General features: G+C 70.6%; 17 protein-coding genes and 4 pseudogenes. 9 read left to right on the forward strand and 12 right to left on the reverse strand.

Features of this window, described 5'->3' with window-relative positions:
• Window positions 1-172 precede the first annotated feature (172 nt).
• Complete coding sequence (locus N7925_RS35530; RefSeq protein ID WP_274346326.1) at window positions 173-8,554, forward strand: type I polyketide synthase; 8,382 nt, start codon at window positions 173-175, stop codon at window positions 8,552-8,554.
• Between the two features lie 455 nt (window positions 8,555-9,009).
• Here N7925_RS35530 and N7925_RS35535 read toward each other — a convergent pair whose 3' ends face one another.
• Together N7925_RS35535 and N7925_RS35540 are read right to left on the reverse strand one after the other, a co-directional pair.
• On the reverse strand, window positions 9,010-9,366 hold the full coding sequence (locus tag N7925_RS35535; RefSeq protein ID WP_274346327.1) for a recombinase family protein: 357 nt from the start codon (window positions 9,364-9,366) through the stop codon (window positions 9,010-9,012).
• A gap of 65 nt (window positions 9,367-9,431) precedes the next feature.
• Window positions 9,432-10,067 carry a TetR/AcrR family transcriptional regulator gene (locus tag N7925_RS35540; RefSeq protein ID WP_274346328.1) on the reverse strand — a complete coding sequence of 212 codons (636 nt, stop codon included), beginning with the start codon at window positions 10,065-10,067 and terminating at the stop codon, window positions 9,432-9,434.
• Between the two features lie 120 nt (window positions 10,068-10,187).
• Here N7925_RS35540 and N7925_RS35545 point away from each other — a divergent pair, with 120 nt between their 5' ends.
• Entirely contained in the window at window positions 10,188-10,820 is a 633-nt protein-coding gene (locus N7925_RS35545) for an FMN-dependent NADH-azoreductase (RefSeq protein ID WP_274346329.1), read from the forward strand.
• Window positions 10,821-11,597: 777 nt separating this feature from the next.
• Here the strand turns inward: N7925_RS35545 and N7925_RS35550 are convergent.
• Complete coding sequence (locus tag N7925_RS35550; protein WP_274346330.1) at window positions 11,598-11,933, reverse strand: hypothetical protein; 336 nt, start codon at window positions 11,931-11,933, stop codon at window positions 11,598-11,600.
• A gap of 148 nt (window positions 11,934-12,081) precedes the next feature.
• Window positions 12,082-12,174, reverse strand: a pseudogene (locus N7925_RS35555) (phosphotyrosine protein phosphatase); the annotation flags it as partial.
• Window positions 12,175-12,470: 296 nt separating this feature from the next.
• On the opposite strand from N7925_RS35555, the gene N7925_RS35560 reads away from it, so the two are divergent.
• Complete coding sequence (locus N7925_RS35560; RefSeq protein WP_274346331.1) at window positions 12,471-13,481, forward strand: aldo/keto reductase; 1,011 nt, start codon at window positions 12,471-12,473, stop codon at window positions 13,479-13,481.
• A 244-nt stretch (window positions 13,482-13,725) separates the two neighbouring features.
• The gene (locus tag N7925_RS35565) at window positions 13,726-14,928 is read left to right on the forward strand and encodes an IS110 family transposase (RefSeq protein ID WP_443032336.1); all 1,203 of its coding nucleotides are present in this window, start codon (window positions 13,726-13,728) and stop codon (window positions 14,926-14,928) included.
• Between the two features lie 18 nt (window positions 14,929-14,946).
• Here N7925_RS35565 and N7925_RS35570 read toward each other — a convergent pair whose 3' ends face one another.
• A complete protein-coding gene (locus N7925_RS35570) occupies window positions 14,947-15,180 on the reverse strand; it encodes a hypothetical protein (protein ID WP_274346332.1) in 234 nt (77 codons plus the stop codon).
• A 110-nt stretch (window positions 15,181-15,290) separates the two neighbouring features.
• Between N7925_RS35570 and N7925_RS35575 the strand changes: the two genes are divergently transcribed.
• Complete coding sequence (locus N7925_RS35575; RefSeq protein ID WP_274346333.1) at window positions 15,291-15,710, forward strand: SRPBCC family protein; 420 nt, start codon at window positions 15,291-15,293, stop codon at window positions 15,708-15,710.
• A 151-nt stretch (window positions 15,711-15,861) separates the two neighbouring features.
• On the opposite strand, the pseudogene N7925_RS35580 reads toward N7925_RS35575, so the two are convergent.
• Together N7925_RS35580 and N7925_RS35585 are read right to left on the reverse strand one after the other, a co-directional pair.
• A pseudogene (locus N7925_RS35580) lies at window positions 15,862-15,957 on the reverse strand (Ku protein); the annotation flags it as partial.
• Between the two features lie 784 nt (window positions 15,958-16,741).
• Window positions 16,742-17,119, reverse strand: coding sequence for a hypothetical protein (locus N7925_RS35585; RefSeq protein WP_274346334.1), 378 nt, complete (start codon window positions 17,117-17,119; stop codon window positions 16,742-16,744).
• A gap of 741 nt (window positions 17,120-17,860) precedes the next feature.
• On the opposite strand from N7925_RS35585, the gene N7925_RS35590 reads away from it, so the two are divergent.
• Window positions 17,861-18,682 (forward strand): lipase family protein, encoded by an 822-nt coding sequence (locus N7925_RS35590; protein ID WP_274346335.1) that lies wholly within the window; start codon window positions 17,861-17,863, stop codon window positions 18,680-18,682.
• 53 nt (window positions 18,683-18,735) lie between these two features.
• Window positions 18,736-19,029: pseudogene (locus tag N7925_RS35595) on the forward strand (telomere-associated protein Tap); the annotation flags it as partial.
• Here the strand turns inward: N7925_RS35595 and N7925_RS35600 are convergent.
• Window positions 18,913-19,179, reverse strand: coding sequence for a helix-turn-helix transcriptional regulator (locus tag N7925_RS35600; protein WP_265603634.1), 267 nt, complete (start codon window positions 19,177-19,179; stop codon window positions 18,913-18,915). The pseudogene N7925_RS35595 and the gene N7925_RS35600 sit on opposite strands and share 117 nt — an antisense overlap.
• A gap of 58 nt (window positions 19,180-19,237) precedes the next feature.
• The gene (locus tag N7925_RS35605) at window positions 19,238-21,115 is read right to left on the reverse strand and encodes an AMP-binding protein (protein ID WP_265603635.1); all 1,878 of its coding nucleotides are present in this window, start codon (window positions 21,113-21,115) and stop codon (window positions 19,238-19,240) included.
• A 186-nt stretch (window positions 21,116-21,301) separates the two neighbouring features.
• On the opposite strand from N7925_RS35605, the gene N7925_RS35610 reads away from it, so the two are divergent.
• Together N7925_RS35610 and N7925_RS35615 are read left to right on the forward strand one after the other, a co-directional pair.
• On the forward strand, window positions 21,302-22,144 hold the full coding sequence (locus N7925_RS35610; protein WP_265603636.1) for an alpha/beta fold hydrolase: 843 nt from the start codon (window positions 21,302-21,304) through the stop codon (window positions 22,142-22,144).
• A 1-nt stretch (window position 22,145) separates the two neighbouring features.
• Window positions 22,146-23,405: a hypothetical protein gene (locus tag N7925_RS35615; RefSeq protein ID WP_274346336.1), complete on the forward strand. Its 1,260-nt coding sequence runs from the start codon at window positions 22,146-22,148 to the stop codon at window positions 23,403-23,405.
• 635 nt (window positions 23,406-24,040) lie between these two features.
• Here the strand turns inward: N7925_RS35615 and N7925_RS36320 are convergent.
• The 3 genes and pseudogenes from N7925_RS36320 to N7925_RS35625 form a co-directional block, all read right to left on the reverse strand.
• Window positions 24,041-24,397: a transposase gene (locus N7925_RS36320; RefSeq protein WP_360731759.1), complete on the reverse strand. Its 357-nt coding sequence runs from the start codon at window positions 24,395-24,397 to the stop codon at window positions 24,041-24,043.
• 277 nt (window positions 24,398-24,674) lie between these two features.
• Window positions 24,675-25,236, reverse strand: a pseudogene (locus N7925_RS36325) (IS110 family transposase).
• 311 nt (window positions 25,237-25,547) lie between these two features.
• A complete protein-coding gene (locus tag N7925_RS35625; RefSeq protein ID WP_274346337.1) occupies window positions 25,548-26,483 on the reverse strand; it encodes a helix-turn-helix domain-containing protein in 936 nt (311 codons plus the stop codon).
• Between the last annotated feature and the right edge of the window lie 45 nt (window positions 26,484-26,528).

Below are 26,528 nucleotides of genomic sequence, written 5' to 3' on the forward strand. Positions count from 1 at the left end.
TGGGCCGGGGCGGGCGGTTGACGCTCCGGTGCCAATCCTGCACGGCTCGGCAACCCGACGCGGGGTCCGACCCTCTGCGCGTTCGCCGGGCGCCGCCCCGGCAGACCGGTCATCTATCGTGATCATCGACAGCTCCCGTCCAAAGGAAGTGTTCGTCCTTGTGACAGCGCACATGGCCACTCTCCGTCCTCTGCCGGATCTGCTCCGGGAGCATGCCCGGCTTTTCGGTACCAAGACCGCCTTCCAGGACGACCGGTCCCGTGTCACCTACGAACAGCTGGAACAGCGAACAGGCAGACTGGCGGGGCATCTCGTCAACCTCGGTCTGCGGCACGGGGAGCGCGCGGCGATCCTCCTGGGCAGTCGTGTGGAGGCCGTCGAGAGCGTCCTCGCCGTCCTCAGGGCGGGCGCGGTCGGTGTGCCGATGGACTCGCGGAGCACCACCGCCGAGTTGGCGCACCTGCTGGACGACAGCGGGGCCCGGGTCGTCTTCACCGACCGTTCCTCTCTGGGCCAGTTGCTGCCGTTGCTCCCGGAGCGTCCCCGGCTGAGCGTGGTGCTCGTCGAGGACGAGGATCAGGATGCCGGGACGCGAGGCGAATGCCCGGCGGCGAGGGCGAGTGGCGACTCGGTCGACGAAGCGGGCATGTTCCGTTACGCGACCCTGGCTGCCACCGAGCCGCCCGCGCCGGCTCCTGATGATCTCGGGCTCGACGAGGTGGCCTGGCTCTTCTACACCTCCGGGTCGACCGGTCTGCCCAAGGGGGTGCTGTCCACTCAGCGCAACCGGCTGTCGTCGGTGGCGGCCGGTTTCGTCACCGTCCTCGGCCTGTCGGCGGATGACCGCCTGCTCTGGCCCCTCCCACTGCACCACGCCATGGGGCAGCTCCTGTGCGTTCTCGGGGTGACCGTGACCGGAGCGTCCGCCCTGCTCCTGCCGCGATTCTCCGTGGCGGATGTGCTGGGTGAACTACGCCGGACCGACGACCCTTTCACGCTCCTGGCCGGGGTACCGGCGACGTACGGCAAGCTCCTCGACGCCGTGGGGACCCGCGGGCTGGAGGCGTCCGCGCTGCGTGGCTGCGTCAGCGGAGGCGCGGCCGCGCCTCCCGCTTTCCAGCGGGCCTTCGAGGAAGTCTGCCGGGTTCCGTTCCTCGATCACTACGGAAGCACCGAGGCGGGGCCCGTCACCATGACGGCACCGGGCACCGCCCGGGTAGCCGGCTCCTGCGGCCGTGTGCTGCCGGGCATGCGGGCGCGTATCGGCGACGGCAGCGGCGCCGAGGTTTCGGGCGAGGGCGAGTTGTGGGTCTCCGGACCCGGTGTCATGGCCGGTTACCACCAGCGTCCCGACGACACCGCCGAGGTCCTGCGCGACGGGTGGTACCGAACCGGTGATCTGGCCCGCATCGGCCCTGGCGGTGAACTCACCCTCACGGGCCGGGTCAGCGAGCTGATCATCCGGGCCGGGGAGAACGTCCATCCCTCCGAGGTGGAGGCGGTGCTGCTGGCGCTGCCGGGAATCAGGGACGCCGCCGTGGCGGGCGTCCCGGACGACGTACTCGGTGAGGTCCCGGCCGCTTACCTGGTTCCGGCGAAGGCCGGTGTCCTCGACAGGAGAGAGATCCTCGCCGCCTGTCGGAAACACCTCTCACCGTTCAAGGTGCCCGTAATCCTCCATGAGGTGGACGCGATCCCGCGTACCGCCTCGGGCAAGGTCAGGCGGTATGCGCTCGCCGGCCTGCCCGCGCGCCCTCTGCCGGCCGGGGGCCTCTCGCTGACGGAGGCAGGGCAAGTGGACCTGACGGCTCTGGTGCGGGCCGAGGTCGCCGCCGTGCTCGGCTGCGCCGTGGACGAGGTGGAACGGGGCACCGCCTTCCGTGACCTGGGGCTGGACTCGTTGACGTCGACGGTGCTGTGCAACCGTCTGTCGGCGGCGACCGGTCTCCCGCTGTCCGAGGCCGCGCCCTTCGACTTCCCCACCACGGACGAGCTCGCCGCACATCTTCGGGCGCGGCTCACCGGCCGGACGACGACCGCCACGCCCAGCCGTCCGGAAGGCACCGGCACGGACGAGGACCCCGTGGTCATCGTAGGAATGGCGTGCCGCTTCCCCGGCGGCGTGGAGAGCCCCGAGGACCTGTGGCGGCTGGTCGAGGACGGTGTCGACGCCATCACCCCCTTCCCCACCGACCGGGGGTGGGACGTGGACGGGCTCTACGACCCGGATCCCGGACGGGCCGGCCGTACCTACGTACGCGAGGGGGGCTTCCTGTCCGGTGTCGACCGCTTCGACCCGGCCTTCTTCGGGATCTCGCCCCGCGAGGCCCTGGCCATGGATCCGCAGCACCGGTTGCTGCTCGAAGTCGCCTGGGAGGCTTTCGAACACGCGGGGATCGATCCCGGTACGGTGCGCTCCACGCCCACCGGCGTGTACGCCGGACTCATGTACAGCGACTACGCCGGCCGTATCGCCCGCACACCGGAACGTGTGGAGGGCTACCTGGGCATCGGTAACGCGGGCAGCGTCGCCTCCGGCCGTATCGCCTACACCCTGGGCCTGGAAGGCCCGGCGGTCACGGTGGACACGGCGTGTTCGTCGTCGCTGGTGGCCCTGCACCTGGCGGCTCGGGCCCTGCACAGGGGCGAGTGCTCACTGGCGCTGGCCGGCGGCGTCACGGTGATGTCGGCACCTCGGTCCTTCGTCGAGTTCAGCAGGCAACGCGCGCTGGCCCCCGACGGCCGCTGCAAGGCGTTCGGGGCGGCGGCGGACGGCACCGGGTGGGCCGAGGGCGCGGGAATGCTGCTGATGACACGGCTGTCGGAGGCCCGGCGGGCGGGTTACCCAGTCCTGGCCGTGGTGCGCGGTTCCGCGGTGAACCAGGACGGTGCGAGCAACGGCCTCACCGCCCCGCACGGACCGGCGCAGCAACGGGTGATCCGCCAGGCTCTGGCCGACGCGCGGCTGGAACCCTCGGAGATCGACGCGGTGGAGGCACACGGCACGGGCACCCGACTCGGTGACGTCATCGAGGCGGAGGCGTTCCTGGAGGCATACGGGCAGGCCGGTGCACGGGAACATCCCCTGTGGCTGGGCTCGGTCAAGTCGAACATCGGGCATACGCAGGCGGCGGCGGGCATGGCCGCTGTGATGAAGATGGTCCAGGCGATCGCGCACGGCGTACTGCCGCGTACGCTCCACGCCGAGGAGCCGAACCCCGGCGTGGACTGGTCGTCGGGTGCGGTGTCATTGTTGTCCCGTTCGGTGCCCTGGCCCCGGACCGGGCGGCCTCGGCGGGCGGGTGTGTCGTCCTTCGGGATCAGCGGAACCAACGCGCATGTGGTGATCGAGCAGGCGCCTGTGGAGGAGCCCGATGACTCGGGCCGCTCGGACAGGCGGTCCCCGGACAGCGGATCCCCGGTCGCCCGGGCGGCCGGGGCACCGGTGTCGGCCGTGCCGTTCCCGGTGTCGGCGAAGAGCGCCTCGGGGCTGCGGGCGCAGGCCCGGCGACTCCATGCCCACGTGGGGGAACGGGCTGGAGCGGACCTGCTGGACCTCGGTTTCTCGCTGGCCACGACCCGCGCCCATTTCGAGCACCGCGCGGTGGTGGTGGCCGGTGACCGCGACGAACTGCTCGCCTCGCTCGACGCGGTGGCGGAAGGCCGCTACAGGCCGGGCCTGAGCACGAGCGGTCCCCGCCCGGCGGGCCCGGTGGTCTTCATGTTCACCGGGCAGGGCAGCCAGCGGGCGGGCATGGGCCGGGAACTGTACGAGACCCATCCCGTCTACGCCCGTTCCTTCGACAAGATCTGCGCACTGCTGGACCCGCTTCTGCCGCGGCCACTGCGGGACGTGGTGTTCGCCACCGAGAACGCCGAAGGCGGCCGGGAGGGCACCGAGGGTGACGGGGCCTCGCGAGCGGGCGGGCTCCTGCACACGACGCGCTTCGCGCAGCCCGCACTCTTCGCTCTGGAGGTCTCGCTGTTCCGGCTGCTGGAGTCCTGGGGTGTACGTCCCGGCATGGTGGCCGGGCACTCGGTCGGCGAACTGGCGGCGGCGCACGTCGCCGGTGTGCTGTCCCTCGCGGACGCCTGCACCCTGGTCGCGGCGCGGGGCCGACTGATGGACGCACTGCCCGCCGGCGGCGCGATGGCCTCCGTACAGGCAGACGAGAGCGAGGTCGCCGCGTATCTGGCGGGCGGAGCGGACACATTGCGGGAGGTGGACATCGCAGCCGTGAACGGTCGCTCCGTTGTCGTCTCCGGGGACGAGCCCGCGGTGCTGGAGGTCATCGCGCACTGGCGCGAACAGGGACGGGGGGCCACCCTTCTGCGGGTGAGCCATGCGTTCCACTCCGCGCACATGGAACCCATGCTCGAGGCCTTCGGCCTGGTCGCGCGGGGGATCGTCTACTCCCCACCGGAACTCCCCCTCGTCACCGCGGTGGCGGACCGGCCCGCGACCACCGAGGAGATCTGCTCACCCCGGTACTGGGTGGACCATGTTCGCCGGCCGGTCCGTTTCGCCGACACGGTGCGGTACCTGCGTGAGCGAGGGGCCACGCACTTCGTGGAGCTCGGCCCGGACAGTGTGCTCGTGGGCCTGGCACGTGACGCCTTCCCCGGCCCCGGCCCGACGGCCACGGTGACGGCCACCTCGGGCGGCCGTGCGGACAGCTCCGCGCCCTTGGCCGTCCCGACGCTTCGTGGCCCGCGTCCTGAGGCCGGGGCGCTGCTCGCCACGGTGGCCGCGCTCCACGCGCACGGTGTGCACGTGGACTGGCAGGCGGTCCTCGCCGGGCGTGGCGCACGGCGTGCGGCGCTGCCCACCTACGCGTTCCAGCGTGAGCGGTACTGGCTGGACGCCGACCTGCCGGGGTCCGCGGCGGATCCGGACGCCGCGTCCCACCCGTTCCTGCGAGCGGTGACGTCGACGGCGGACGATGACGGCCTGCTGCTGAGCGGTCGGCTGTCCCTGCGCGACCAGCCCTGGCTCGCCGACCACACGGTGTTGGACACGGTGCTCCTGCCGGCGACGGCCTTCGTCGAGATGGCGATCCGCGCCGGGGTCCGGGTGGGCGCCTCCGTACTGGAGGAACTGACGCTGACTGCGCCGCTTCCGCTCTCCTTGGACGAGGCGGTCGAACTCCAGGTGAAGGTGGCGCGAGCGGACGCGAACGGGCGCCGGGCCGTGGTGTTCCACGCGAGGACGCACGCTCCCGGATACGACGACGGCCCCTGGAACCGCCATGCCTCCGGAGTTCTGGCCCCTGCGGACTCCGGCCTTCCGCAACCGCGGACCTCCGCGGAAGCGCCGTCCCCCTGGCCGCCGGCGGGCGCTGTCCCGCTGCCGCTCGGCACCGAGGCGGGTATCGGCCTCTACGAGGGACTCGCGCACAGCGGGCTCCGTTACGGACCGGCCTTCCAGGGCCTGCGGGCTGCCTGGCGCCTCGGCGACGACCTCCTCGCCGAGATCGAACTCCCGGAGGGGGAACACGGAAACGCCGACCTCTTTACCCTGCATCCGGCCCTGCTGGATTCGGCGCTGCACACCTTGATGCTGGACCGGACCGTCCCGGGCGGTGAAGACGGCGACACCGGTAGCGGAACCGGGGCACTGTCGTCGCTCCCGTTCGCCTGGAGCGGTGTGCGGCTGTACGCGTCCGGCGCCCGCACACTGCGGGTGCGGGTGTCCCGGGCGGAGGGAAACAGAGCCCGGCTGGAGCTGGCCGACGGGACCGGAGCCCCCGTCGCCACGGTGGACTCGCTCGTCCTGCGGCCGCTCTCCCGCGAGCAGTTGAGCGGCGTACGCGCGTACAGCGACTGTCTGTTCCTCCTGGACTGGACGCGTCTGCCGGATTCCTCCGTCCCGATGTCGGGGAAGCCGCCTCTGTACGGGCTCCTGGGCGAGCCCGGACCGCGGCTGGACGACACACTCCTGCGGGCGGGCATCCGGCCCACGCTCTACCCGGACCCGGCCTCGGCGGCCGCCGACGCACCAACCGTCGTGATCGCCTGCCCTCCGCTCACCGGGGCCGACCGAACGGACCGCGCGTCGGCCGCACACCGTACGGCCGGCTGGGCGCTGCGGCTCGTACAGGACTGGCTCGCCGAGGAACGGCTCGCCGGCTCACGTCTGGTCGTCCTCACTTCGGGCGTCGTCGCCACCGGAGCCGAGCGGGACGGAAGCATCCGCGACGACGACGCCGCGCTCGTCCACGCACCTGTGTGGGGTCTTCTCCGCTCGGCGCAGACCGAGAACCCGGGCCGCTTCTCGCTGGTCGACGTCGATGACCACCCCGCCTCCGTGGGGGCCTTGGTACGGCTCCTGACGAGCCCCGAACCGCAGACGGCCGTGCGCAACGGTGTCGCGTACGTACCGAGACTGGTCCGCGCGCCCCGAGCGGCAACGGAGACGGCCGATGGGGCGTCGCGTCGGCTGCGCCCGGACGGCACCGTCCTGGTCACCGGGGGATCCGGTTCGCTGGGCAGGGAGTTCGCCCGCCACCTCGTGGTCGCGCACGGGGTGCGCCACCTGCTGCTCGTGGGGCGGCGCGGAGCCGATGCGCCCGGTACCGCCGAGCTGTGCGCGGAACTCACAGGACTGGGCGCGGAGGTCACGGTGGCGGCCTGTGACGTCGCCGACCGTACGGCGCTCGCCGCTCTGCTCGCGGGCGTGCCGGAGGCGCACCCACTGACCGGCGTGGTGCACACCGCGGGTGTCCTGGACGACGGTGTGATCCCGGCACTCACCCAGGAGCGGCTGGACCGCGTACTGCGGCCGAAGGTGGACGCGGCCCTGGCCCTGCACGAGCTGACCCGGGGCAGCGACCTGGCGGTGTTCGCCCTGTTCTCCTCGGTGGCCGGGGTGTTCGGCTCCGGCGGCCAGGGCAACTACGCGGCGGCGAACTCGTTCCTGGACGCGCTGGCACGGCACCGCAGGGCGCTCGGGTTGCCCGGCACTTCTCTCGCCTGGGGGCCGTGGCAGCAGAGCGGTGGGATGACGGCCGCGCTCCGGCACGCGGACCTGCGCCGGATGGCCCGTTCCGGTTTCGTCCCGCTGCGGACCGAGGAAGGCCTCTCGCTCTTCGACACCGCAGTCGAAGGACGGGACTCCGTCCTGGTGGCAGCTCGTCTCGACCCGGCGGCAACCGGGGCATCCGGGGCACCTGGGGCGCCGCTCTCCCGGGTACCGGGCCGGGGACCCGTACGGAGCGCCTCTGCATCGCTCACCGGGCCCGGCACCGACGGCGAGGACTCCCTTCGCCGTCGGCTGGCCGCCACGCCTCCGGACGAACGCGGTGCTCTGCTCCTCGCGCAGGTCCGAGCGGAGGCCGCCCTGGCACTCGGCCACGGCTCGGAGGATTCCGCGGTCGAAGCGGACCGCGCGCTGGCGGAACTGGGCCTCGACTCACTGGCCGCGGTCGAGTTGCGCAACCGGCTCGAGGGGCTCACGGGACTCGCCTTGCCGGCCACGCTCCTGTTCGACTACCCGACGCCGCGTGGGGTCGCCGCCCACCTGGCGGAACGCTGGTCCCAGGACGCCCCTGAAGCGCTCGGACCTCTGGCCGCTCCCGGCACCACCGATCTCAGTGCGGCCGGAACCGCCCCGGGCGGGGCCTCCTCCCGGCGGCAGGGCGGTGCCGTGGAAAGGGCCTCGGCCACGAAGGGCGCGGACGCCGACTCCTTGTCCGCGCTCTTCCGTACGGCGTGCGCCCGTGGCAAGGCGTGGGACGGGATGGTCCTCCTGACGATCGCGTCACGTTTCCGTGAGGTGTTCGAGGGCCCCGAGGCCCTCGGCTCGCCACCTTCGGCCGTCACTCTTGCGACAGGGGGCCCCGGGCCCCGCCTGATCTGCTTCCCCGCCCTCAGCGCACTGTCAGGGCCGCACGAATACGCCCGTTTCGGGGCGGCTCTCCAGGGCCGGCGTCCGGTTTCGGTCCTGCCCAACCCAGGGTTCCTGCCACAGGAACCGCTGCCGGCCACGCGGGACGCCTTCGTGGCGGTACAGGCCGCCGGCGTGCGCGCGTGTGCGGGCGGCGAGCCGTTCGTCCTGCTGGGGCGCTCGGCAGGCGGATGGGTGACACACGCGGTCGCCGAGGAACTGGAGCGCACGGGCCTGATGCCGTCCGCCGTCGTACTGATCGACACCTATCCGTGCGAGGACAGCGGCCTCGGCGGCAACCGCGGTGACGGGCCCGCGCTCTCGGCGATGACCGCGGGCATGCTGGACAATTCCGCGCAGTTCGCCTCGGCCGAGACCGACCGGCTCACCGCGATGGCCGGCTACCTGGAGCTCTACGCCCGCTGGAAGCCGGCGGAACTGGCGGCTCCCACCCTCTTCGTCCGGGCCGGAGAGCGCCTGCCGGGCATCGAGGCCGCCGAGGCGTGGAGCCTGCCGCACTCCGAGATCACCGTGGCCGGTGACCACTTCACCGTTCTGGAGGATCATTCCAGCACGACCGCCATCGCCGTCCACACCTGGCTCTCCGAACACCTCACAGGGGTGGACACGACCGGAGGCCGCTCCCGGCACCAGGATGGGGCAGCCTGACGACGGCCGAGCTCCCGGCAGCCACCGGCCCTTTCGTTACGGCCCCCACCTGGAGGGCTGGGAGCCCAGCGTCCGGGCCAGGATCGGCAAGTGGCGGGGCCGGGAGTACGTACGGAAGATCTCAACTGTCACCGCTTCTCGGCGAGAGCCAGCCCGCTGGGGAACCCCTCGTGGGCCTCGGAGCATCGCCATTCCCACCACGGTCGTCCCCACGAGCAGAAGGATTATCAGGACGTGGACCGTCACGTCCCACTTCTGCGAGCGGTGTTCAGCCGCGGGGGCCGGCGTGGACTCGGACGGGTCGGCGGACGCGTAGGGGACCGTGTCGTCGCGGCCGTACGCTGCGGTGGGATCCGGGAGGTTCGACGTGCAGTGGGCCGTGACGGCCCCTGCCCTCACGGGTGGTGAACGACAGGACCGGGGTGATGGTGGTCAAGGTGTGGCCGGCGTCCTGGTCAACGGTCCTGGAGGCTGGGGCCGTACCGGTCCAACGAGGGCACCACAAGGGTGTTGGGTGTCCCGGCCTGGAGGAAGGCGTGGCAGGCCTTCAGCTCCGGGCGCAGGTCGTTCTTCCCGGACTTTCTCTCGGGGAAGACGTGCCGGCACCCCGCCAGGGTGAGCACGTCGATCTGCGAGGCCGAGTTTCGGCCCGCCGGTGGAGAACCGGGCGTAGCCGATACGGATCTCGGTCGGACAAGACGGGAAGACGCCGAGGGGTCGTCGTCGACGCCGATCACACCGGTCACGGTCGTCACGCGTGCCAGTCCGTCGGTGACCGGCTGACCGCCGGGCTGCGCACGGACGGTCCCCACGCCCCGGGGAAGCGCTCCTACGACAACATCACCTCGCCCGTGTGGCCCCGTGACCGCGCTTCCGGTCAGACGCTCTCGCGGTCGGGCGGGGCGCTCAGCAGGCGGTGGACAAGGACGCCCCAGCTGTCGGCCAGTGGGCGGCCTTCGGCCGAGGAGACGGGTCTGTCGGTCTCCGGCATGGCCAGGAACAGCAGCAGCGGCCCTTCGAGGGCGCCGGTCAGCTGGACGGCCAGGCTGTCCAGGTGTGGGAGATCGACCTCGGCCTGTCCCAGCAGGACGCGCAGGTGGACACGCGTGATCGACGCCGGGCCTGCGGGGACGGGCTGGTTCCGGTCGAGGGCGGCGCGGGCGACGCTGTGGTGGTCCAGCAGGAAGGCGATTCTGGCCTGCCCGTAGGCGACCATGCGGTCGAGCGCCGGCGCACCCGGGCCCAGGGGCGGCGGGCCGTGGAGCACCTGTTCCTGGAAGGCGCGGTCGTCGGCGTCGAGCAGGGCGCGGAAGATGCCGGCGCGGGTACCGAAGCGCCGGAAGACAGTGCCCTTGCCCAGGCCGGCGCGTTCGGCGAGGGCGTCCATCGTGACGCTGCAGGCTCCCCCGTCGGCCAGCATCTCCCGGACGGTCGCGAGGAGCAGCTCGCGGTTACGCACGGCGTCGGCGCGTTCGGGGCGGGGCCGGCCCAGAGGGATGAGGGGTCCGTTCACCTGTCCAACCTACCGCCCTCCACATTAAGCGGGGTATAGTCCGTTTATGGCGGCGGCGAGGTGCCCGTCCCGGGCCTTCCCGCCGACCGCCCTCCACGACTGCCCTTGAGGAGTTCCCCCATGAACCTGTTCCGTCTGGACGCGAGCATCTTTCCGACCACTTCGGCCAGCGCCGAATTGGCCTCCCTGGTCGAGGCCGAGTGGACTGCCGCACACCCCGGCGCCACCGTGACGCGACGGCACATCGCCACGGACCCCCTCCCCTCCGAGGCCTGGGCCCTGGCGACCACGGCCGGCTTCACCCCCGAGGCGGACCGGAGCCCGGCTCAACGCGACGCGGCGGCTCTCGCTGCCACGCTCGTGGAGGAGCTGCGCGACGCGGACGCGGTTGTCCTCGCGGTGCCGTTCTACAACTTCGGGGTCTCCCAGCACTTCAAGGCCTGGGTCGATCTCGTGATCGCCGGAGCCGGCCCCACCGACCCGGTGCTCAAGGGCAAGCCCACCGCCCTGATCACGACCATCGGCGGCGGCTACAGCTCCGGCACGCCGCGCGAAGGATGGGACCACTCCACCTCGTACCTTGAGCGCATCATCCGTGATGTGTGGCAGGCCGACCTCACCCTGGTCAAGCGCGAGCTGACCCTGGCCGCCACCAATCCGGCCATGGAGCAGCTGCGGGACCTCGCGGACCAGCGCCACACCATCGCCAAGGAGCAGGCACGCGAGGCCGGACTCGCCCTGGTCGGCAACTGACGCGGCCCACCGGCTGACGTGATCACCAGGGGCGGCCGGTTTCTCCCGTCGCCGGGTGCTCGGCGTGGTCGTCGCGCCTGCCGCACGGTGAGCAGGGGTTCGAGCAGCCGGGTCCCGGGGCCGGGGATCTGGGTGGTGCCGGCAACGGCAAAGGGGCCACCGCGGACGTCGCAGGTGACGAGCGGTGTGGCGAGGTGTCCGCAGGCGTCGTGGCGGACGTGGGCGGATGGCCCGGCAGGGGACGAAGTCAATACCTACTGACACATCTCACGTCGGAACCACTGAGGTGTGCGGCTACCGACGCCGGACCGAGACCCTACCGGGGGCGGCCGGACTAGTCACCGCGACCTGGGCCGCCGTGCTGGACGACCGAACCGACGTCGACGCCGTCACCGCCGGCGTCCGGGCGTCGATGGAAGCCGATATCGAGCGCACCCGGGGTGAGTTCCCGGACTCGGTGGAACCAGGCGAGCCGGACCCAAACCCGATCGGTGCGGCATCCGTCCTCGTCCACCGCGCTCCAGGCCGTGGAAACGCCGCTGCCGGACTACCGCAGCAGCGCGCTGGGGCGGCTCGGGTGGACCGAGGCAGCCGAAGGGGAAGCCCGGGGGCCTACAAGACCGAGCAGGGGCGCCGCTGGTTCCGACACAACCCGACCGGTGCGGACGCTATCGCGGCGGCGACGAAGGCCGCCGACACCGCCCGGGTGCGCGCTGCCGAGTACCTGCTCGCAACGGGGCTGAAGCAGCGGGGCGAGCAGACCGCTGCCCGGACCGATCAGGCCCCGGCCGTACCGTGGACGGACCGGCTGCCCGAGCTCGCCGCCCGCCCGCCCGCTGGACGGCGACGCCGGGGCGGTGATCGCATGACCACCGAGTCGGAGCCGGGCGGCGTCGACCTCGCACGCCAGGCCCTGCTCGCGGCCAGGGATGCGGCGAAGAAGAACGGCGCCACCAACAAGAAGCCGAAGCGGCGCACCAACTCCACCACCGCCGTACGGCGCGAGGGCCGTGAACCGCTCGGGCTCGGCAGTGCGATCAGCCGGATGATGACCGAACGCGGCATCGCCGCCCCGGCCGCCGCCGGCAGCGTCCTCGGCCACTTCGCCACCATCCGCACCGCGACCGTGCCCGAACTAACCGGCCGTGTTCGGGGCGCGGCGTTCGACACGGACACCGGCCGCCCGGTCGTCCCCGACGCCCCGGCGGTCGGCACACAACTGCGCTGGAGCGCACCGAAGCTGATCGCAGCGGCCAGCGAGGTCCCCGGCCAGGTGGGCCAGCGGGGCGGCGGCCATCTGGGAGCGGCCGGCGTTGTAGACGCAGACGTACAGCACGGACGGCTTGCCGGCCATGGTGATCGTTCTCTCCTGGTGCGGCGGAGACCGGACCGGTCCGGGGGCGTGGCCACCCCACCGTGGGCTGGGAGGGTGCACGACCGGCTCTGGACGTACGCAGATACGCCCGGCTTCGCACGGCCTGACGGGTGGGCGCCGACGAACACGAGCGATAACAGGCGAGCGCATGCATAAGGCCTTTGCAATAGTGCGCGCCTGCAAGTAATATTCTCATGTGTAAAGCGCGCTGCATCCAGATGCGGCGCTCACACGGGCCACTCCGGCCCCCCACACCACTCGCAAAGGCCCCTCTCATGTCTCTCAAGAACCTCCTTCCCGGCCGCCTCGGCTTCGGCACCGCCCCGCTCGGCAACATGTTCCGCGCGATTCCCGACGACGAGGCCCGCACCACCGTCGAGGCCGCCTGGGGCCACGGCGTCCGCTTCTACGACACCGCTCCCTTCTACGGCGCCGGTCTTGCCGAGGAGCGGCTCGGGGAGGTCCTGGCGGCCAAGCCGCGCGACTCGTACGTCCTGTCCAGCAAGGTCGGGCGGGTCATTCTCGACGAGCACGAGACGGACGTCCCCGACTTCGGCGAGAAGGGAGGCCTGTTCGAGCACGGCAACCCCAACAAGGTCGTCCACGAGTGGACCGCCGAGGCCACCGAGCGCTCCATCGAGGACAGTCTCAAGCGCCTGGGCACCGACCGGCTGGACATCGTCTGGGTCCACGACATCGCCCAGGACTTCCACGGCGACGCGTGGATCGGCAAGTTCGAGGAGGCCCGCACCGGCGCCTTCCGCGTCCTGTCCCGGCTGCGCGACGAGGGCGTGATCAGGGCCTGGGGCCTGGGTGTCAACAAGACCGAGCCCATCGAGTTGGCCCTCGCCCTCGACGAGCCGCAGCCCGACGGCTTCCTCCTCGCCGGCCGCTACACCCTCCTCGACCACGAGCACGCCCTCCAGCGCCTGCTGCCCATGGCACAGGAGCAGGGCGTCGACATGGTCGTCGGCGGTCCGTACAGCTCTGGAATCCTCGCCGGCGGCACCCACTTCGAGTACCAGCAGGCCCCCGCCGAGATCATCGAGCGCGTCGACAAGCTCAAGGCGCTGGCTGCCGAGCACGGCGTCAGCATCAAAGCCGCCGCCCTGCAGTTCGCCCTCGCCCACCCGGCATCCGCAGCCGTCATTCCCGGCGCCACCCGTCCCAGCCGCATCGCCGAGGACACCGCGGCGCTGACCGAGACGATCCCCGCCGCGTTCTGGACCGGTCTGCGCGCCGCCGGCCTGGTCAGCCCGGCCGCCCCGCTCCCGAACGACGCCTGACCCCCCCCGTTACCTTTTTCGTGGCTCCGCAACGGGGCCTCCGGCCTTCGGGTCCGGCATGACTTCCCCCCCTTGTTGTTCATGATCCGGGGGGTGGTGTCACCGGGTCCGGAGGCATCGACGGACCGCTGATGAGGGGCTTGAGCACCGGCTTCACCCGAGCCGGAAGAGCTCTCCGTAACGTGGATGTGGCAGCTCGGTGCCGAGGCAAGGCCGGACGAAAGTGTGATGGAGGGGCCTGCGCGTGATCGACACCGGCGACATCGACGTCTTCCTCGGCCTGGACGTCGGTAAGGGCGAACACCACGCCACCGCCGTCACTCCGGCCGGCAAGAAAGCGTTCGACAAGCGCCTGCCCAACACCGAACCCAAGCTCCGCGAGCTCTTCGCGAAGCTGCAGGCCAAGCACGGGACGGTACTGGTCGTGGTCGATCAGCCGGCCTCGATCGGCGCCCTGCCGCTGGCGGTCGCACGGGACATGGGCTGCCCGGTCGCCTACCTGCCCGGGCTGACAATGCGGCGGATTGCCGACCTCTACCCAGGTGAGGCGAAGACGGACGCGAAGGACGCGTTCATCATCGCGGACGCGGCTCGCGCTATGCCGCACACGCTGCGGGCGATCGACGGCGAGGACGAGACGATCGCCGATCTGGAGATGATCGTGGGCTTCGACGACGATCTCGCAGGGGAAGCGACCAGGGTTGCGAACCGGCTGCACGGCCTGCTGACCCAGATCCACCCTTCGTTGGAGCGGGTGCTGGGGCCGCGATTGCAGCACCCGGCCATCCTCACGCTGCTGGAACGGTTCGGCTCCCCGGACCAGATACGCAAGGCCGGACGTCGGCGACTGGTCACGCTGCTGCGGCCGAAGGCCCCGCGGATGGCCGAGCGCCTGGTCGAGGAGATCTTCGCCGCCCTGGACGAGCAGACCGTGACGGTCCCTGGCACCGAGGCGGCCGCGTTGATCGTCCCGAGCCTGGCCGGATCCCTGGCCGCTGTCCTTGACCAGCGGAAACTGCTGGCCGGGCGGATCGAGGAACTCCTGGATGCCCACCCTCTTTCCAAGGTCCTGGCCTCGATGCCGGGAGTCGGCGTCAGGACCGGAGCCCGGATCCTGATCGAGGTCGGCGACGGCAGCACCTTCCCGACCGCCGGCCACCTCGCCGCCTACGCAGGTCTCGCCCCGGCAACCCGGAGCTCGGGCTCCTCGATTCGCGGCGAACAGCCTTCCCGGAGAGGAAACAAGCAGCTCAAACGGGCCTTCTTCCTCTCCGCGTTCGCCGCCTTGGCCGACCCTGCATCGCGGGCCTACTACGACAAGAAGATCGCCCAAGGGAAGCACCACACCCAGGCCCTGCTCTGCCTCGCCAGACGCCGGGCCGACGTCCTGTTCGCGATGCTCCGCGACGGAACCTTCTACGAGCCCCAACCCGCTGCGGCCAGGTGAGGAGTCCAGACTGCTCGATCAGTCCTCCGGCCGAAGCCGCTGCCGAGCCGCCTCAAGCCGCTGGTCATAATCAGGCGCGAACAGATCAGGAAGCGCCTTGTCGAGCGTTCCGGCAATCCGATGGATCGGCGCCCAGACCGCCGGATCGTCGACAACGCGGCTGAGGTCCGTCATCTGGAGCTTCTCCAGCCAGTGCAACAGCACCAGTGCCTCGTCACTCGTGAGCTTGACCGTCACCTGACTACCACCCATGCACACCCCTACGGCTCGGCCCGCCCTTGACCGCACGAACCTACTGGCCTTGGACCTTGACCAAACACATAGGGGCACCCCCCTTCCCCCACAGCAACAGGAGCACCACCATGGCTTCCACGTCCGTCTCCCGCATCGTCCCCGCTTCCCCCCAGGAGGTCTGGAACCTCATCGGCGGCTTCGACGCCCTCCCGGACTGGCTCCCGTACATCCCCGAGAGCACAGCCCTCGAAGGCGGTCGTGTCCGCCGCCTCGCCAACCCCGACGGCGACGTCATCATCGAGCGCCTGGTCGACTTCAACGAGGCGGAACGCCACTACAGCTACGCCATCCTCGAAGCGCCGTTCCCCGTCGACGGCTACGTCTCCACCCTCCGCGTCCACACGGTCCCCGGCCGCAACGACATCGCCGAGGTGCAGTGGTCCGGCCGCTTCAACCCCCAGGACGCCACCGAGCAAGAAGTCGTCGACCTCTTCACCGGCATCTACACCAGCGGCCTCGACGCCCTCCACCAGACCCTCGCCGTCTGAGAATCCGCCGCACCCGCTGATCTATATGAACCGGCTCATGTCCCGCCGCCACATCCGCCGCCGCATGAACTGGACGCGCCGACACCGCAGCCGCTGGCCCAGCCGGAGGCGGCCGTGGAGCTTGTACCGGCAGCCCGCTCCGGTCCAGGCGCACGATCGCCCCTTCCCAGACCCGCAGCAGGCCCAGGCGCTCATGTCCGTGCCACGCGAACTTCGCCACCGCGACCTTCGAGGAACGCTCCAGCGCCGCCCCCGTGCGGCGGGAAATGCGTATGGGCCCATCGTCCTGCTGCGGCACCGCGCTGGGGCACCCCTGGCAGCCCCGGTGAGCCAGTCGGCGACCGGGCGCGGGGGATCCGCGCGAAGGTCCAGGAGATAGTCGCCGCCCATGGAGTCCAGGACCGACTCCACCAGGGGCGGGGCGGGCCGGGGCACCCGATGGGGCCGGGCGTCGCTGTACGTGGCCAGTCGAGGGGGACCAGAACAGCACCTTGTGACCGGTGTTCCGGTACCACCAAGCGGCGTTCTCGGCGAACGCCCTTTCGTAGTAGCCCCGGAGGAGGGCGAGTACCTCTTCGGTGCGGGCGAATGGCTCCGTGGCCTCCAGCAGCGAGACCGGGTCCCCGGTGCCGGTGCGGGGGTAGGTGTCGAGCAGCACGCAGAGCGTCCAGTCCTGGTCGAGGGCGACAGCCCGGAATACGGCCTCGTCGACCAGGAGCCGGGCAATGCGCACCCGCATGGCGAAGAGTTCATGCGCTCCGCGTCCCGGCGCCGTATCCCACCACAGCCGTGTCTTCCCCGAGCATGCCCAAGAGAGGCCGCAGGTCCTCCAACGGCGCCAGGGGGTCAACGGTCGTCAAGGAGTACGCCGTGCTTTTGATCCAGTTCCGAACCGGCGCATGTCGTTGTGCTGGGAGTGTCATGAGGACACTCTCGTAGCTCAAGTCTGGCTGAGGCCAAGCACCGCCGTCACCGGGCTCCTTCCCTGCGGACGGACCCCAGCCGGTCCGATCCGAGGTTAAAACTCGAGCTCAGGGTCCGGTGAGCCCGATGGTGGCGGTGGTGGTCCTTTCTCCGTCTGCCCGCCAGAAGGTCTGTACGCGGTCGGTGATCGCATGCACGATGCGTTGCCTCAGTCCGTCCACTTGTCTGCCTCCGGGGGGCGGTCCCGGCGGCGATGACGGCTGGTACGGCCGGGTTGACGTGTCGTAGGACCCAGTGACGCTGATCGTCACCCCCGAACGGTCGAGGGTGCAGGTGAGTTCGCAGGAGGCTCCAGGTGTACTGCGTGTCAGGGCGTCGGTGATCAGTTCGGAGGCGACCAGTAGGGCGTTCTCCACCCCGCACCTGTGGGCTGCGCGGAAGCGGGCGTCGGGGGCGCAGAGCAAGGGGTGCAGGGCGAGTTCCACTTCGCTCCGGGCGTGGGCCGCCGACCGCGGCCGACAAGTCTGCCCTCCAGGGCCGTCATCGGAGGCGTCGGCGGAGTGGGGATCGGTCGGGTCTCGATTCGCGGGACTCATGACCCCCGCCTACCCCGCCCGGCCGGACCATGCGGAAAGAGCAGAGTGGAAAATGCCTTGCGCCTCAGTGGTCCGCGACCGGGCGCACGGGGCCACTCGGAGAAGAGTCATCGTGTCGCCACCGGACACTGCACGAGCGATGCCACGCAGATCGGGCGACGTCCTGGTCGTGCTCGTGCTCCTGGTGGCGCCTGCCGGCCCCGGCAGGGATGCCGCAGCGGTGTCGCGGCGGGAGCACGCAGCCGCGGCTGCCGCGGAGGCGGTCCGGCAAGCGCTGGCGCGCGGGGACTGCGGGGCAGCAGAGCGGTGGGCTGTGTGAATCGTGCGGCTACCGGCGACGGACCGAGACCTTGATCAATCCTCGCTGCCACATCCACTGCCATGGCCAGCCTCGGAGGTGCGCACGGCAAACGCCGGCCTGGCGCGGACGGGGCGCCTGAGCAGACAGCGATGACAGGCAGGAGGTGGCGCGCGACGTGCCGGGGAAACCGTTTCTGGTCGAATGCAGAGCTCCCGTGCTGGTCAAGTAGGCCGCGCCTCTTGTGGCCCGCTGAGGGTCACACCAAGGATCGGACGCCCGGCGGAGCACGTGCGGGGCGGTGCCGCAGCCATGCAGAAGGAGACGAGAGCGTGTCCGTGCCGTCGACGATCGATCACCAGACCGTTGGTTACAGCCCCGCCCACGCGTACTGGCTGGTAAGAGCCTCTGATCTGGCCTACAAGAAAGAAGCGACGATCGAGCAGCAGGTGCGCGCGTGGGGCTTCGACCGGGTGCGGCACCACCGGACCCGGTTCAGCCCGCCTTTCCCCTTGCAGGACACGCAGGCGTTCACGGCGGCCAGCGACCGCATGATCATCATCGCGTTCCGGGGTACGGAGCCGGCCCGGATCAAAGACTGGCTCTCCGACGCCACGACACCGCCCGTCCCGGGGCCTGCCAAGACCGGCTACGTCCACTACGGCTTCGGTGAAGCGCTGGAATCGATCTACCCCGAGGTCCAGGCGGGCCTCGCGGAGTTCCGGGACAATGAGCAGAGCGTGTGGTTCACCGGCCACAGTCTCGGCGGCGCCCTGGCCATGCTCGCAGGCGCCCGCATGTACCTCGAGGAGCCGCGCCTGGCCCCTGACGGGGTGTACACCTACGGGCAGCCCCGCGTCTGCGACCGGCTCCTGGCCGCCGCGTGCAACAAGGGCTTCAAGAACCGCATGTACCGCTTCGTGAACAACAACGACGTCGTTCCCCAGCTGCCACCGGAGCCCGTGTTCACCCACGTCGACACGCTGCGCTACATCGACTCGCGCGGCAAGGTCCACGAGAAGATGCCCCTGCTCGGCTCACTCACCGACCGCGCCAAGGGGATGACCGCCGACGCCCTGGCACCCGCCAGCGACGGGGTGCGCGACCACTTCATCGACGCGTACGTCAAGGCCTTGGAGAAGAACCTCACCTGAGCTGGACGCGTGCCCTCACCGGCCCATGTCCTTGTGCACACCGCCATACTTGGCCGCGCTGCACATTTGCCGCCCTGAAGCGTCCGACGTGGCGGGCCGACATCCGCGCGGCGGTCGTCTCCCGCACCCGCGTCAACCTGCACCGCAAGATCGTCAAGCACGCCGCCTTCACCGGCCAGTACCCGGTCGCGGCCCTGTCCGACTGCGTCGTCTACGCCGCCGACGGCCCCTCACCGCTGGACTTCCTCCCCTACCGGGACGGCAAGCCGCTCCCCGGAGGGTTCAAGCTCGGCATCAACCGCGGCCTGGTCAAGCACGAAGCCGCGGGCGACGGTGTGAGGGAGCGTCCGGGCCCGGAGGAGGATGCGCACACGGTTCAGCAGCCAGCCCACGGTCTCCGGCCGGATGCGCAGGGTCTGGGCGATCTCGACCTGCGTACGGCCCTGTGCCAGGACGCGGAGCGCGGCCAGCTCGTGTTCGGTGAACAGGTCCTTCACGTGAGGATCGGCCGGTCGATGTGCCGGTGCTCGGTCTCCGCTCCGTGAGCCGGGCGTGTCAGCGCTCCGCCTCCAGCCGGGCGGTGATGTCCTCACGCAGCCGTACCTTGTCCGTCTTACCGACCGCGGTCAGGGGGAGCGCCGGGACCTCGACGAGACGTTCAGGCAGCTTGAACCGGGCGAGTCCGCTGTCCTCCAGGTGCCTGCGGATCTCCCGCAGCGGCGGCGGGGCTGCCTCGCCGGCGCCCACGACGTACAGGCAGACGGCTTCGCCCAGCACACGATGCGGCATCGCGACGGCCGCGGCGGCCCGCACACCTGGGTGCGTCAGGACCAGCGCCTCCAGTTCGTCCGCCGGGATCTTCTCCCCTCCGCGGTTGATCACGTCCTTCAGACGCCCGGCGACCACGAAGTTCCCGGACGGGTGGCGGCGGACGAGGTCGCCGGTGCGGTAGAAGCCGTCAGGGGTGAACGACGCGGCCGACGCGTCACCGTGGTACCGCGCGATGACTCCCGGGCCCCTGACGAGCAGTTCGCCGATGTCGCCCTCGGCTACGCGCCTGCCCTCATCGTCCACCACGAGGGTCTCGTCACCCGGAGAGGACGGCCGCCCCTGCGTGGTGAACGCAACCTCGGGCGCATCATCCAGCCGGGTGAAATTCAGCTGGCCCTCACTCATTCCGTACACCTGCTGGACCCGGCAGTCGAAGACATCGGCCAGCCGGGCGGCCGTGGACGCGTCCAGGCGTGCCCCACCGACCTGCAGGACCCGCAGGCTCGACAGGTCATGGCCGACGGCCGCGGCCCGGGCGGTGAGCCACTGCCGGGCGAGCGCCGGAGTGAGCGCGCAGTGGGTGACGTGTTCCCGTTCGATCAGTTCCAGGGCCGCAACCGCGTCGTCCGGTGCGGCGAGTACGACCTTTCCGCCACGGGCGAGCGTGCCGAGAATCCCCGGAGCGGAGAAGGCGAAACCGTGCGTCACGGGCAGGACGGCGAGAAACACCGATTCCGGCGTCAGCCCCGAGACCACCGCCGCGGCACGGATCACGTGGCCGAGTGCCTCATGGGTGCGCGCGATGGGTTTGGGTGCGCCCGTGGTTCCGCTCGACAGCAAGAAGAGGGCGGTGTCCGAGGGGTGTCGGTCCGCGTGTGCGTGAGGTGGATCACCGGCCTCGACGAGACGGCCGATGTCCACGTGCGCCCCTGCCGGGCCGAGGACTGACCGGTCCCCGGCCGGGTCCGTGAGGCCGGAAACGAGCAGGGTCCGTACGGACGGATGCCGCTCGCGGAGCCGCTCGGCTAGCCGCAGGTGGTCGAAGCGCCGGTGGCGGGCCGGGACGGCGAGCGCGGACGGTGCCAACGCGGTGATCACCGGGTCCAGTTCGTGTTCCCGCAGGGCAGGTAGGGCGAGAACAGGGCGCGCACCGAGTCTGATCAGCGCGAGTACGAGAACGACGAACTGGATGTGGTTGGGCAGTTGCACGAGTACGGTTTCGCCGGTCCGGACGACGCCGGAGCGTGACAGCCGGGCCGCGCAGCCCGACACCGCCGCGTCGAGCTCGGCCCTGGTGAGTGTGCGGTCGGCGTCGGCCAGCGCCGCACGGTGCCCCGGGTGCAGGCGGGTGCTCAGCGCAAGGTCGTCCAGGAACTCCGGGCGCCACCAGCCGCGGTTCCGGTACTCCGCCCCAGTGTCTCTGCCGGTGTTTTCGCCAGGTTCGCGCGCGTCGAGAACCTCGGCGAGCTGTCGCACGGTGTAGTCGTGCTCGGTCCAGAGGTCGATCCGGGTGGCCAACCGGTCGGCCAACTCCACCTGGATCTGCGTAAGGTCCACGGAGTCGAGTGCGAGGTCCGCGCGCAAGCGCGCGGTCGCATGCAACAGCTCTTCACCGATTCCCAGGTCACGGAGGATTCTGCGCACGTCTTCAATACCCGTCATCCGGACGGTATGCCCGGCAGGCCACGGCGGGAGACCGGCGCGCGGAGGCAGTGAGAAGCGCACGCGGCCGGAGAGGCGTTTGAAGTGGATACCGCCGAACCTCGCGCGCCCTGCATTGTCCGTGGGTTCTGTGTGACGCTGTGGATCACACCACACCGATCACACCGGTCTCGGCGCGGGAGTGAGATGAACCCATCGGACAGCGGAACGCTCGCGGTACGGGGCGCGACGATCTACTTCGAAGTACGCGGCGAGGGGCCGCTTTTGCTGCTCATCGGAGGAGGGAACTCCGATGCGGCCGTATTCAAGCGCCTGGCCGCGGTCCTGGCAGCCGACCACTGTGTCGTCACGTACGATCCCCGCGGAAATTCACGCAGCGTGCTCGACGGTCCCCCGGTGGACCAGAGGGTGGAGGAGCACGCCGACGACGCGTACCGCTTGATTCACCATCTCGTCGGCCCCGACACGCCCGTGTACGTCTTCGGAAGCTGCTCGGGCGGGCTCATCGCGCTGGAACTCACGATTCGGCACCCGGACAGGATCCGGCTGGCCGTCGCCCATGAACCACCCGTGCTCGGCATCCTTCCGGACGCACCTAGCCACACAGCGCTCATCGAGGACATCAGCCGGACGTATCGCAGCGCGGGCTTGGCACCGGCGCTCGTCAAACTGCAGGCCCTCCACGGCGGCCGGCCCGCTCCCGCCCTTCCCGAGGAGCACAACAACACCGACTTCTTCCTCAGCCACTTCGTCCTGCCGTTCACCCGCTTCGTACCGGACCTCACCGCGCTCGGAGAGGTCTCGGACAAAGTGGTGTGGGCCGGTGGCCACGCCTCGCGCGGGGACCTCGTGCACCGACCCGTGCTCGCCCTCGCCGAGCGGTTCGGCCGTGCAGTGGAACTGTTCCCCGGCGGTCATGTCGGTTACGCGAGATACCCGGCCGACTTCGCGGAGTGCCTCGTCGAGATTCTCCGCACCTCACCCGGCGCGGTGGACCCTCCCCGGGAGAATACGGGCGGAGGCGCGTGACATGCAGATCGTGATGGGGGCGCAGAACTGCGGTTTCGGCCCCGTCTCCGAGCTCGTCGCTGTGTCCCGGGGACTCCACAGGCACGAGCGGATGTTCGTCGGCGACGGTGTCGCCGCCGTGTTCGCCCGGCGCAACCCCGACGCCTTCGACACGGTCCACGACACCGGGGGCATGACCGGCGAGGCGGCCGCGGAGATGACCGATGAGCTGCTGCGGGGCAGCGATCACGTGATCTCCGTCATGGACGCCGAGTTGGTGATCCGGTCCGTCGTGGCCCGGCGACCGGTGACCCTGGTGGACAGCCTGTTCAGCTTCTGGCAGCTCACACTCCCGTTGGCCAGGATCCACGAACGTTGCGTGACCATGCCACGCTCCGGTCTCGCGGCCGCCGAGCAGCACCTGACGGGCCTCTCACCGCACGACCGGGTCGTCGCAGCCCACCTGCTCGCCAACCACAGCGTCGTCCAGAACCTCCCCGGCGTCACCGAGCGCGTGACGGAGTTCGCCGCTCTGGGCACCGTCCCCCGGATACACGTGACCGGCTCGATCGTCGACGTCGAGGGGCTGCGGAGTGTCGCGCGTGACACCGGACCGGAATACGATCTGCTCATCAACGTCGGCGGGTTCAAGAACTTCCTGCTGGACTTCGACGTCAACGACGACTACCTGCGTCTGCTCCACCGGTGGCTTCCGGACCTGCTGCGCGACTGGCCCCGGTTCCGTCGCGTCCTCGTCTGCGGAGGCCCGTTCGGCGAGGGCCGGGAGCGGACGGTCTGGGCCGGCGGCGGCACGGCCGAATGCCGTCTCCTGCGCCAGCGTGAGCTGCTGCAGGTGGCGGCGAGCACCCCGGACTACCTGATGGCTCCCGGGCTCACCGCGCTCCACGAATCGCTCGCTCTCGGGCGGCTGCCCTTGGCGATCCACGAGCAGCACTACGCCCATGTGTTCACCATGCGCGCCCTGGACGGCACGGAGTTCGGGCGGAGCGGGGGCCGGTTCACGGACGTCGTGCCGGACCACCCGCTGCCGGAGGACGATCTCGCCGGCACGGCGGCCCTCGTCGAGCTGGCCGGCCGTATCCGGAAGGACGACGAGCTCTACGCGAGATACCGCCGGACCTTCAACGAACGCATCGAGCACTACATCTCGCTCGCCCCGTCACAGCGGCGGCACGGCGTGGAGGAACTCGGCCGGCTCCTCGGCGGTGAGCCGGTCCACGCGGTGATGAACGGCATCCTGGACACGCCGCGCGCCGCATGACGCGGAACGATGTTCCAGCTCGTCCAGGGCCCGGACGGCCGCGTCCGCCGCCGAGGGGTCGCGGTCGGCGAGCCCGCCAGCACCTACGACGAGGCCGGGCTGAAGGCCCTGAGCAACGCAGACCTGCGCGAGCAGTCCGACGTCCGCGACGAGCGACAGGTTCGCCGGGCTGTGCGACATCACGGAAGGGCTGTGGGACACCGCCATTCTCACTCTCGCGGAACGCGAGGACTGATCCAGCGGGCGTGTCCGCTTCGCGCGACACACTGCCTGTCGTAGTCACACTCCACCCCCGGCGCAATCCCGCGCCGGGGGGCGTCCGTACTGACACCCCATGTCGCCCGCTGACGATCTCGTGTCGCCCGACAGCCGCCCCTCGGCGTGGACCGCTCTACCCCGAACCGCACCTCGGCCGCGTACGACGACGCCGTGTCCACCGGCGACGAACCGTCCCTTCCTGCCCGGACGGAGGAACTCGTCTGTTTCGCTTCGATCGGCACGGGTCCGTCGGGACCATCCCCGCACGCGCGGTGAGCAGGACGCCCGAAGTATCTACCTGCTCCCCGCGCCCGTGGGGGGTGTCTCTATGTCCTTCGTCAAGGACGTGATGTTTGATGTGTGGGTTTTTGGGGTGGTCATGCGGCGAGGGCGACGGTAGGGATGCGGGACTCGTAGAAGGTGCCGTCGCGGAGCGTGGCGAACAGGACGCTGGTGCGTTGGCGGGCGAGTCGCAGGAGTGCCTGGGAGTGGGTTTTGCCGCGGGCTCTTTGCCGGTCGTAGTAGGTGCGGGAGGCCGGGTCGGCGTTCATGCGGGCGAAAGCGGAGAGGGATATGGCGCGTTTGAGCTGCCGGTTTCCGCCTGAGGTCCCCGACGACCTGGTCGTCGGGGCGAGTCCTGCGTAGGCGGCGAGGTGGGCGGCGGAGGGGAAGCTGCTGACGTCGCCGACCTCGAAGAGGATCCTGGCTCCGGTCCTGATCCCGACTCCCGGCATCGAGATCAGGACCTGGAAAAGAGGGTGGGCCCCTAGCAGTTCCTCGGTCCGCCCGGCCCGGAGCTTGCGCTGGTCAAGGACGGCGGCGAGCGAGCCGGCCAGGCTCGGGACGATCAGGGCGGCCGCTTCGGTGCCGGGGAACCATTACGGTCTGCTCGTCCAGCGCGGTGAATATGTCCTCGACCAGGTGCTCGGCCATCCGCGGCGCCTTCGGCCGCGGCAGCGTGACCAGTCGGCGACGGCCTGCCTTGCGGATCTGGGCCGGTGACCCGAACCGCTACAGCAGGGCCGGGACAGCCGGATGTTGCAACCGCGGGCCCAGGACCCGCTCCAGGGGCGGGTGGATCTGGGACAGCAGGCCATGGAGCCGGTTCGCGACCCGGGTGGCCTCACCGGTCAGGTCGTCGTCGAAGCCGACGATCACCTCCAACTTACCGATCGTCTCGTCTTCGAGGTCGACCGAGCGCAGCGTGTGAGGCATCGCGCGGGCGGCGTCGCGATGATGAACGCGTCCCTTGCATCGGTCTTGGCCTCGCCGGGATAGAGGTCGGTGAGCCGCGCATCGTCAGGCCCGGCAAGTAGGTGACCGGGCAGCCCATGCCCCCTGGCCACCGCCAGCGGCAGAGCTCCGATCGAGGCCGGCTGGTCGACCACGACCAGTACCGTTCCGTGTTTGGTCTGGAGTTTCGGAACAGCTCGCGGAGCTTGGGCTCGGTGTTGGGCAGGCGCTTGTCGAGCGCCTTCTTCCCGGCCGGGGTGACGGCGGTGGCGTGGTGTTCGCCCTTGCCGACGTCCAGGCCGAGATAGACGTCGATGTCGCCGGTCTCGATCACGCGCATCCTCCGGTCGTGCTTCTGCCCGGCCTCGTCCACGGCACCGATTGCCACATCCACATGACGAAGAGTCTCCCGACCTGCGACGCGTCGGTGGGGTGGTCATGCCCTAATCAGCGGTCAGTCAGTGCCTCCGGGACCGGTGACACCACCCCCGGACCATGGTTAACAAGGGGGGAAGTCATGCTGGGCCCGGAGGCCGGTAGCCCCGTTGCGGGGCCACCAAAAAGGTAAGGGGGGCCACGTCTACTCACCGCTTCGGGCGGCACCGTGCCTTGGGGCTGTTCGATAGGCCGCCAGTCCTTGGAACTACTTCTTCAGGGACGGAAGGTGCGGCGGTAGGTGTCGGGTGGGACGCCGACGCTGCGGTGGAAGTGGCGGCGCAGGGTGGTGGCGGTGCCCATGCCGGTGGCCGAGGCGATGGTGTTCACGGTGGCGTCGGTGGTCTCCAGCAGTTCCTGGGCGTGGCGGATGCGCTGGGTGTGGAGCCATTGCAGTGGCGTGGTGCCGGTGAGGTGCTTGAAGTGGCGGCCGAGGTGGCGTGAGCTCATGCCGGCTTGGCGGGCCAGGTCTTCCACGGTCAGCGGCTGGTCCAGCCGCTCCAGCGCCCAGGGGAAGAGCTCGCCCAGGAGGTGGTTGCCCGGTGCGGGGAGCGGGGTGGCGATGAACTGGGCCTGGCCGCCGTCGCGGTGGGGCGGGATGACCAGGCGTCGGGCGATCTTGTTGGCGGTGGCCGAGCCGTGGTCGAGGCGGACCAGGTGCAGGCAAAGGTCCATGGCGGCGGCCTTGCCAGCCGAGGTGAGGACGTCGCCGTCGTCGACGTAGAGGACGTCCGGATCGACGGTGGCCGCCGGGTGGCGCCGGGCCAGTTCTCGCGTGTGGGCCCAGTGTGTGGTGGCGCGCCTGCCGTCGAGCAGTCCTGCCGCGCCCAGGACGAAGGCGCCCGTGCACAGCGAGGCCACGCGGGCACCGGCAGCATGGGCCGCACGCAACGCCTCGACCAGCTCGGCGGGCGGGTCGTGCTCGGTGTCGGCCCAGCCGGGGACGATCACTGTGTCCGCGTGCGACAGGTGGTCGAGCCCGTGATCGGGTTCCAGGCGGAAGCGGCCGACGTGCACCGGACCGCTCCCGCAGAGGGAGAAGTCGTACCAGGGGTCCACGATGTGGGTCAGGTCGGCTCCGAAGGCCTCGACGGCCACGGACAGTTCGTAGTGGAGCATGCCGTCGGTGACGGCCAGCGCAACAGCGGGCATGTCCGAAACTGTACGCGGCGTGTCGTTTCCGACGCTCACACGGGG

It is taken from the genome of Streptomyces sp. CA-278952 (assembly GCF_028747205.1).
GTDB lineage: Bacteria > Actinomycetota > Actinomycetes > Streptomycetales > Streptomycetaceae > Streptomyces.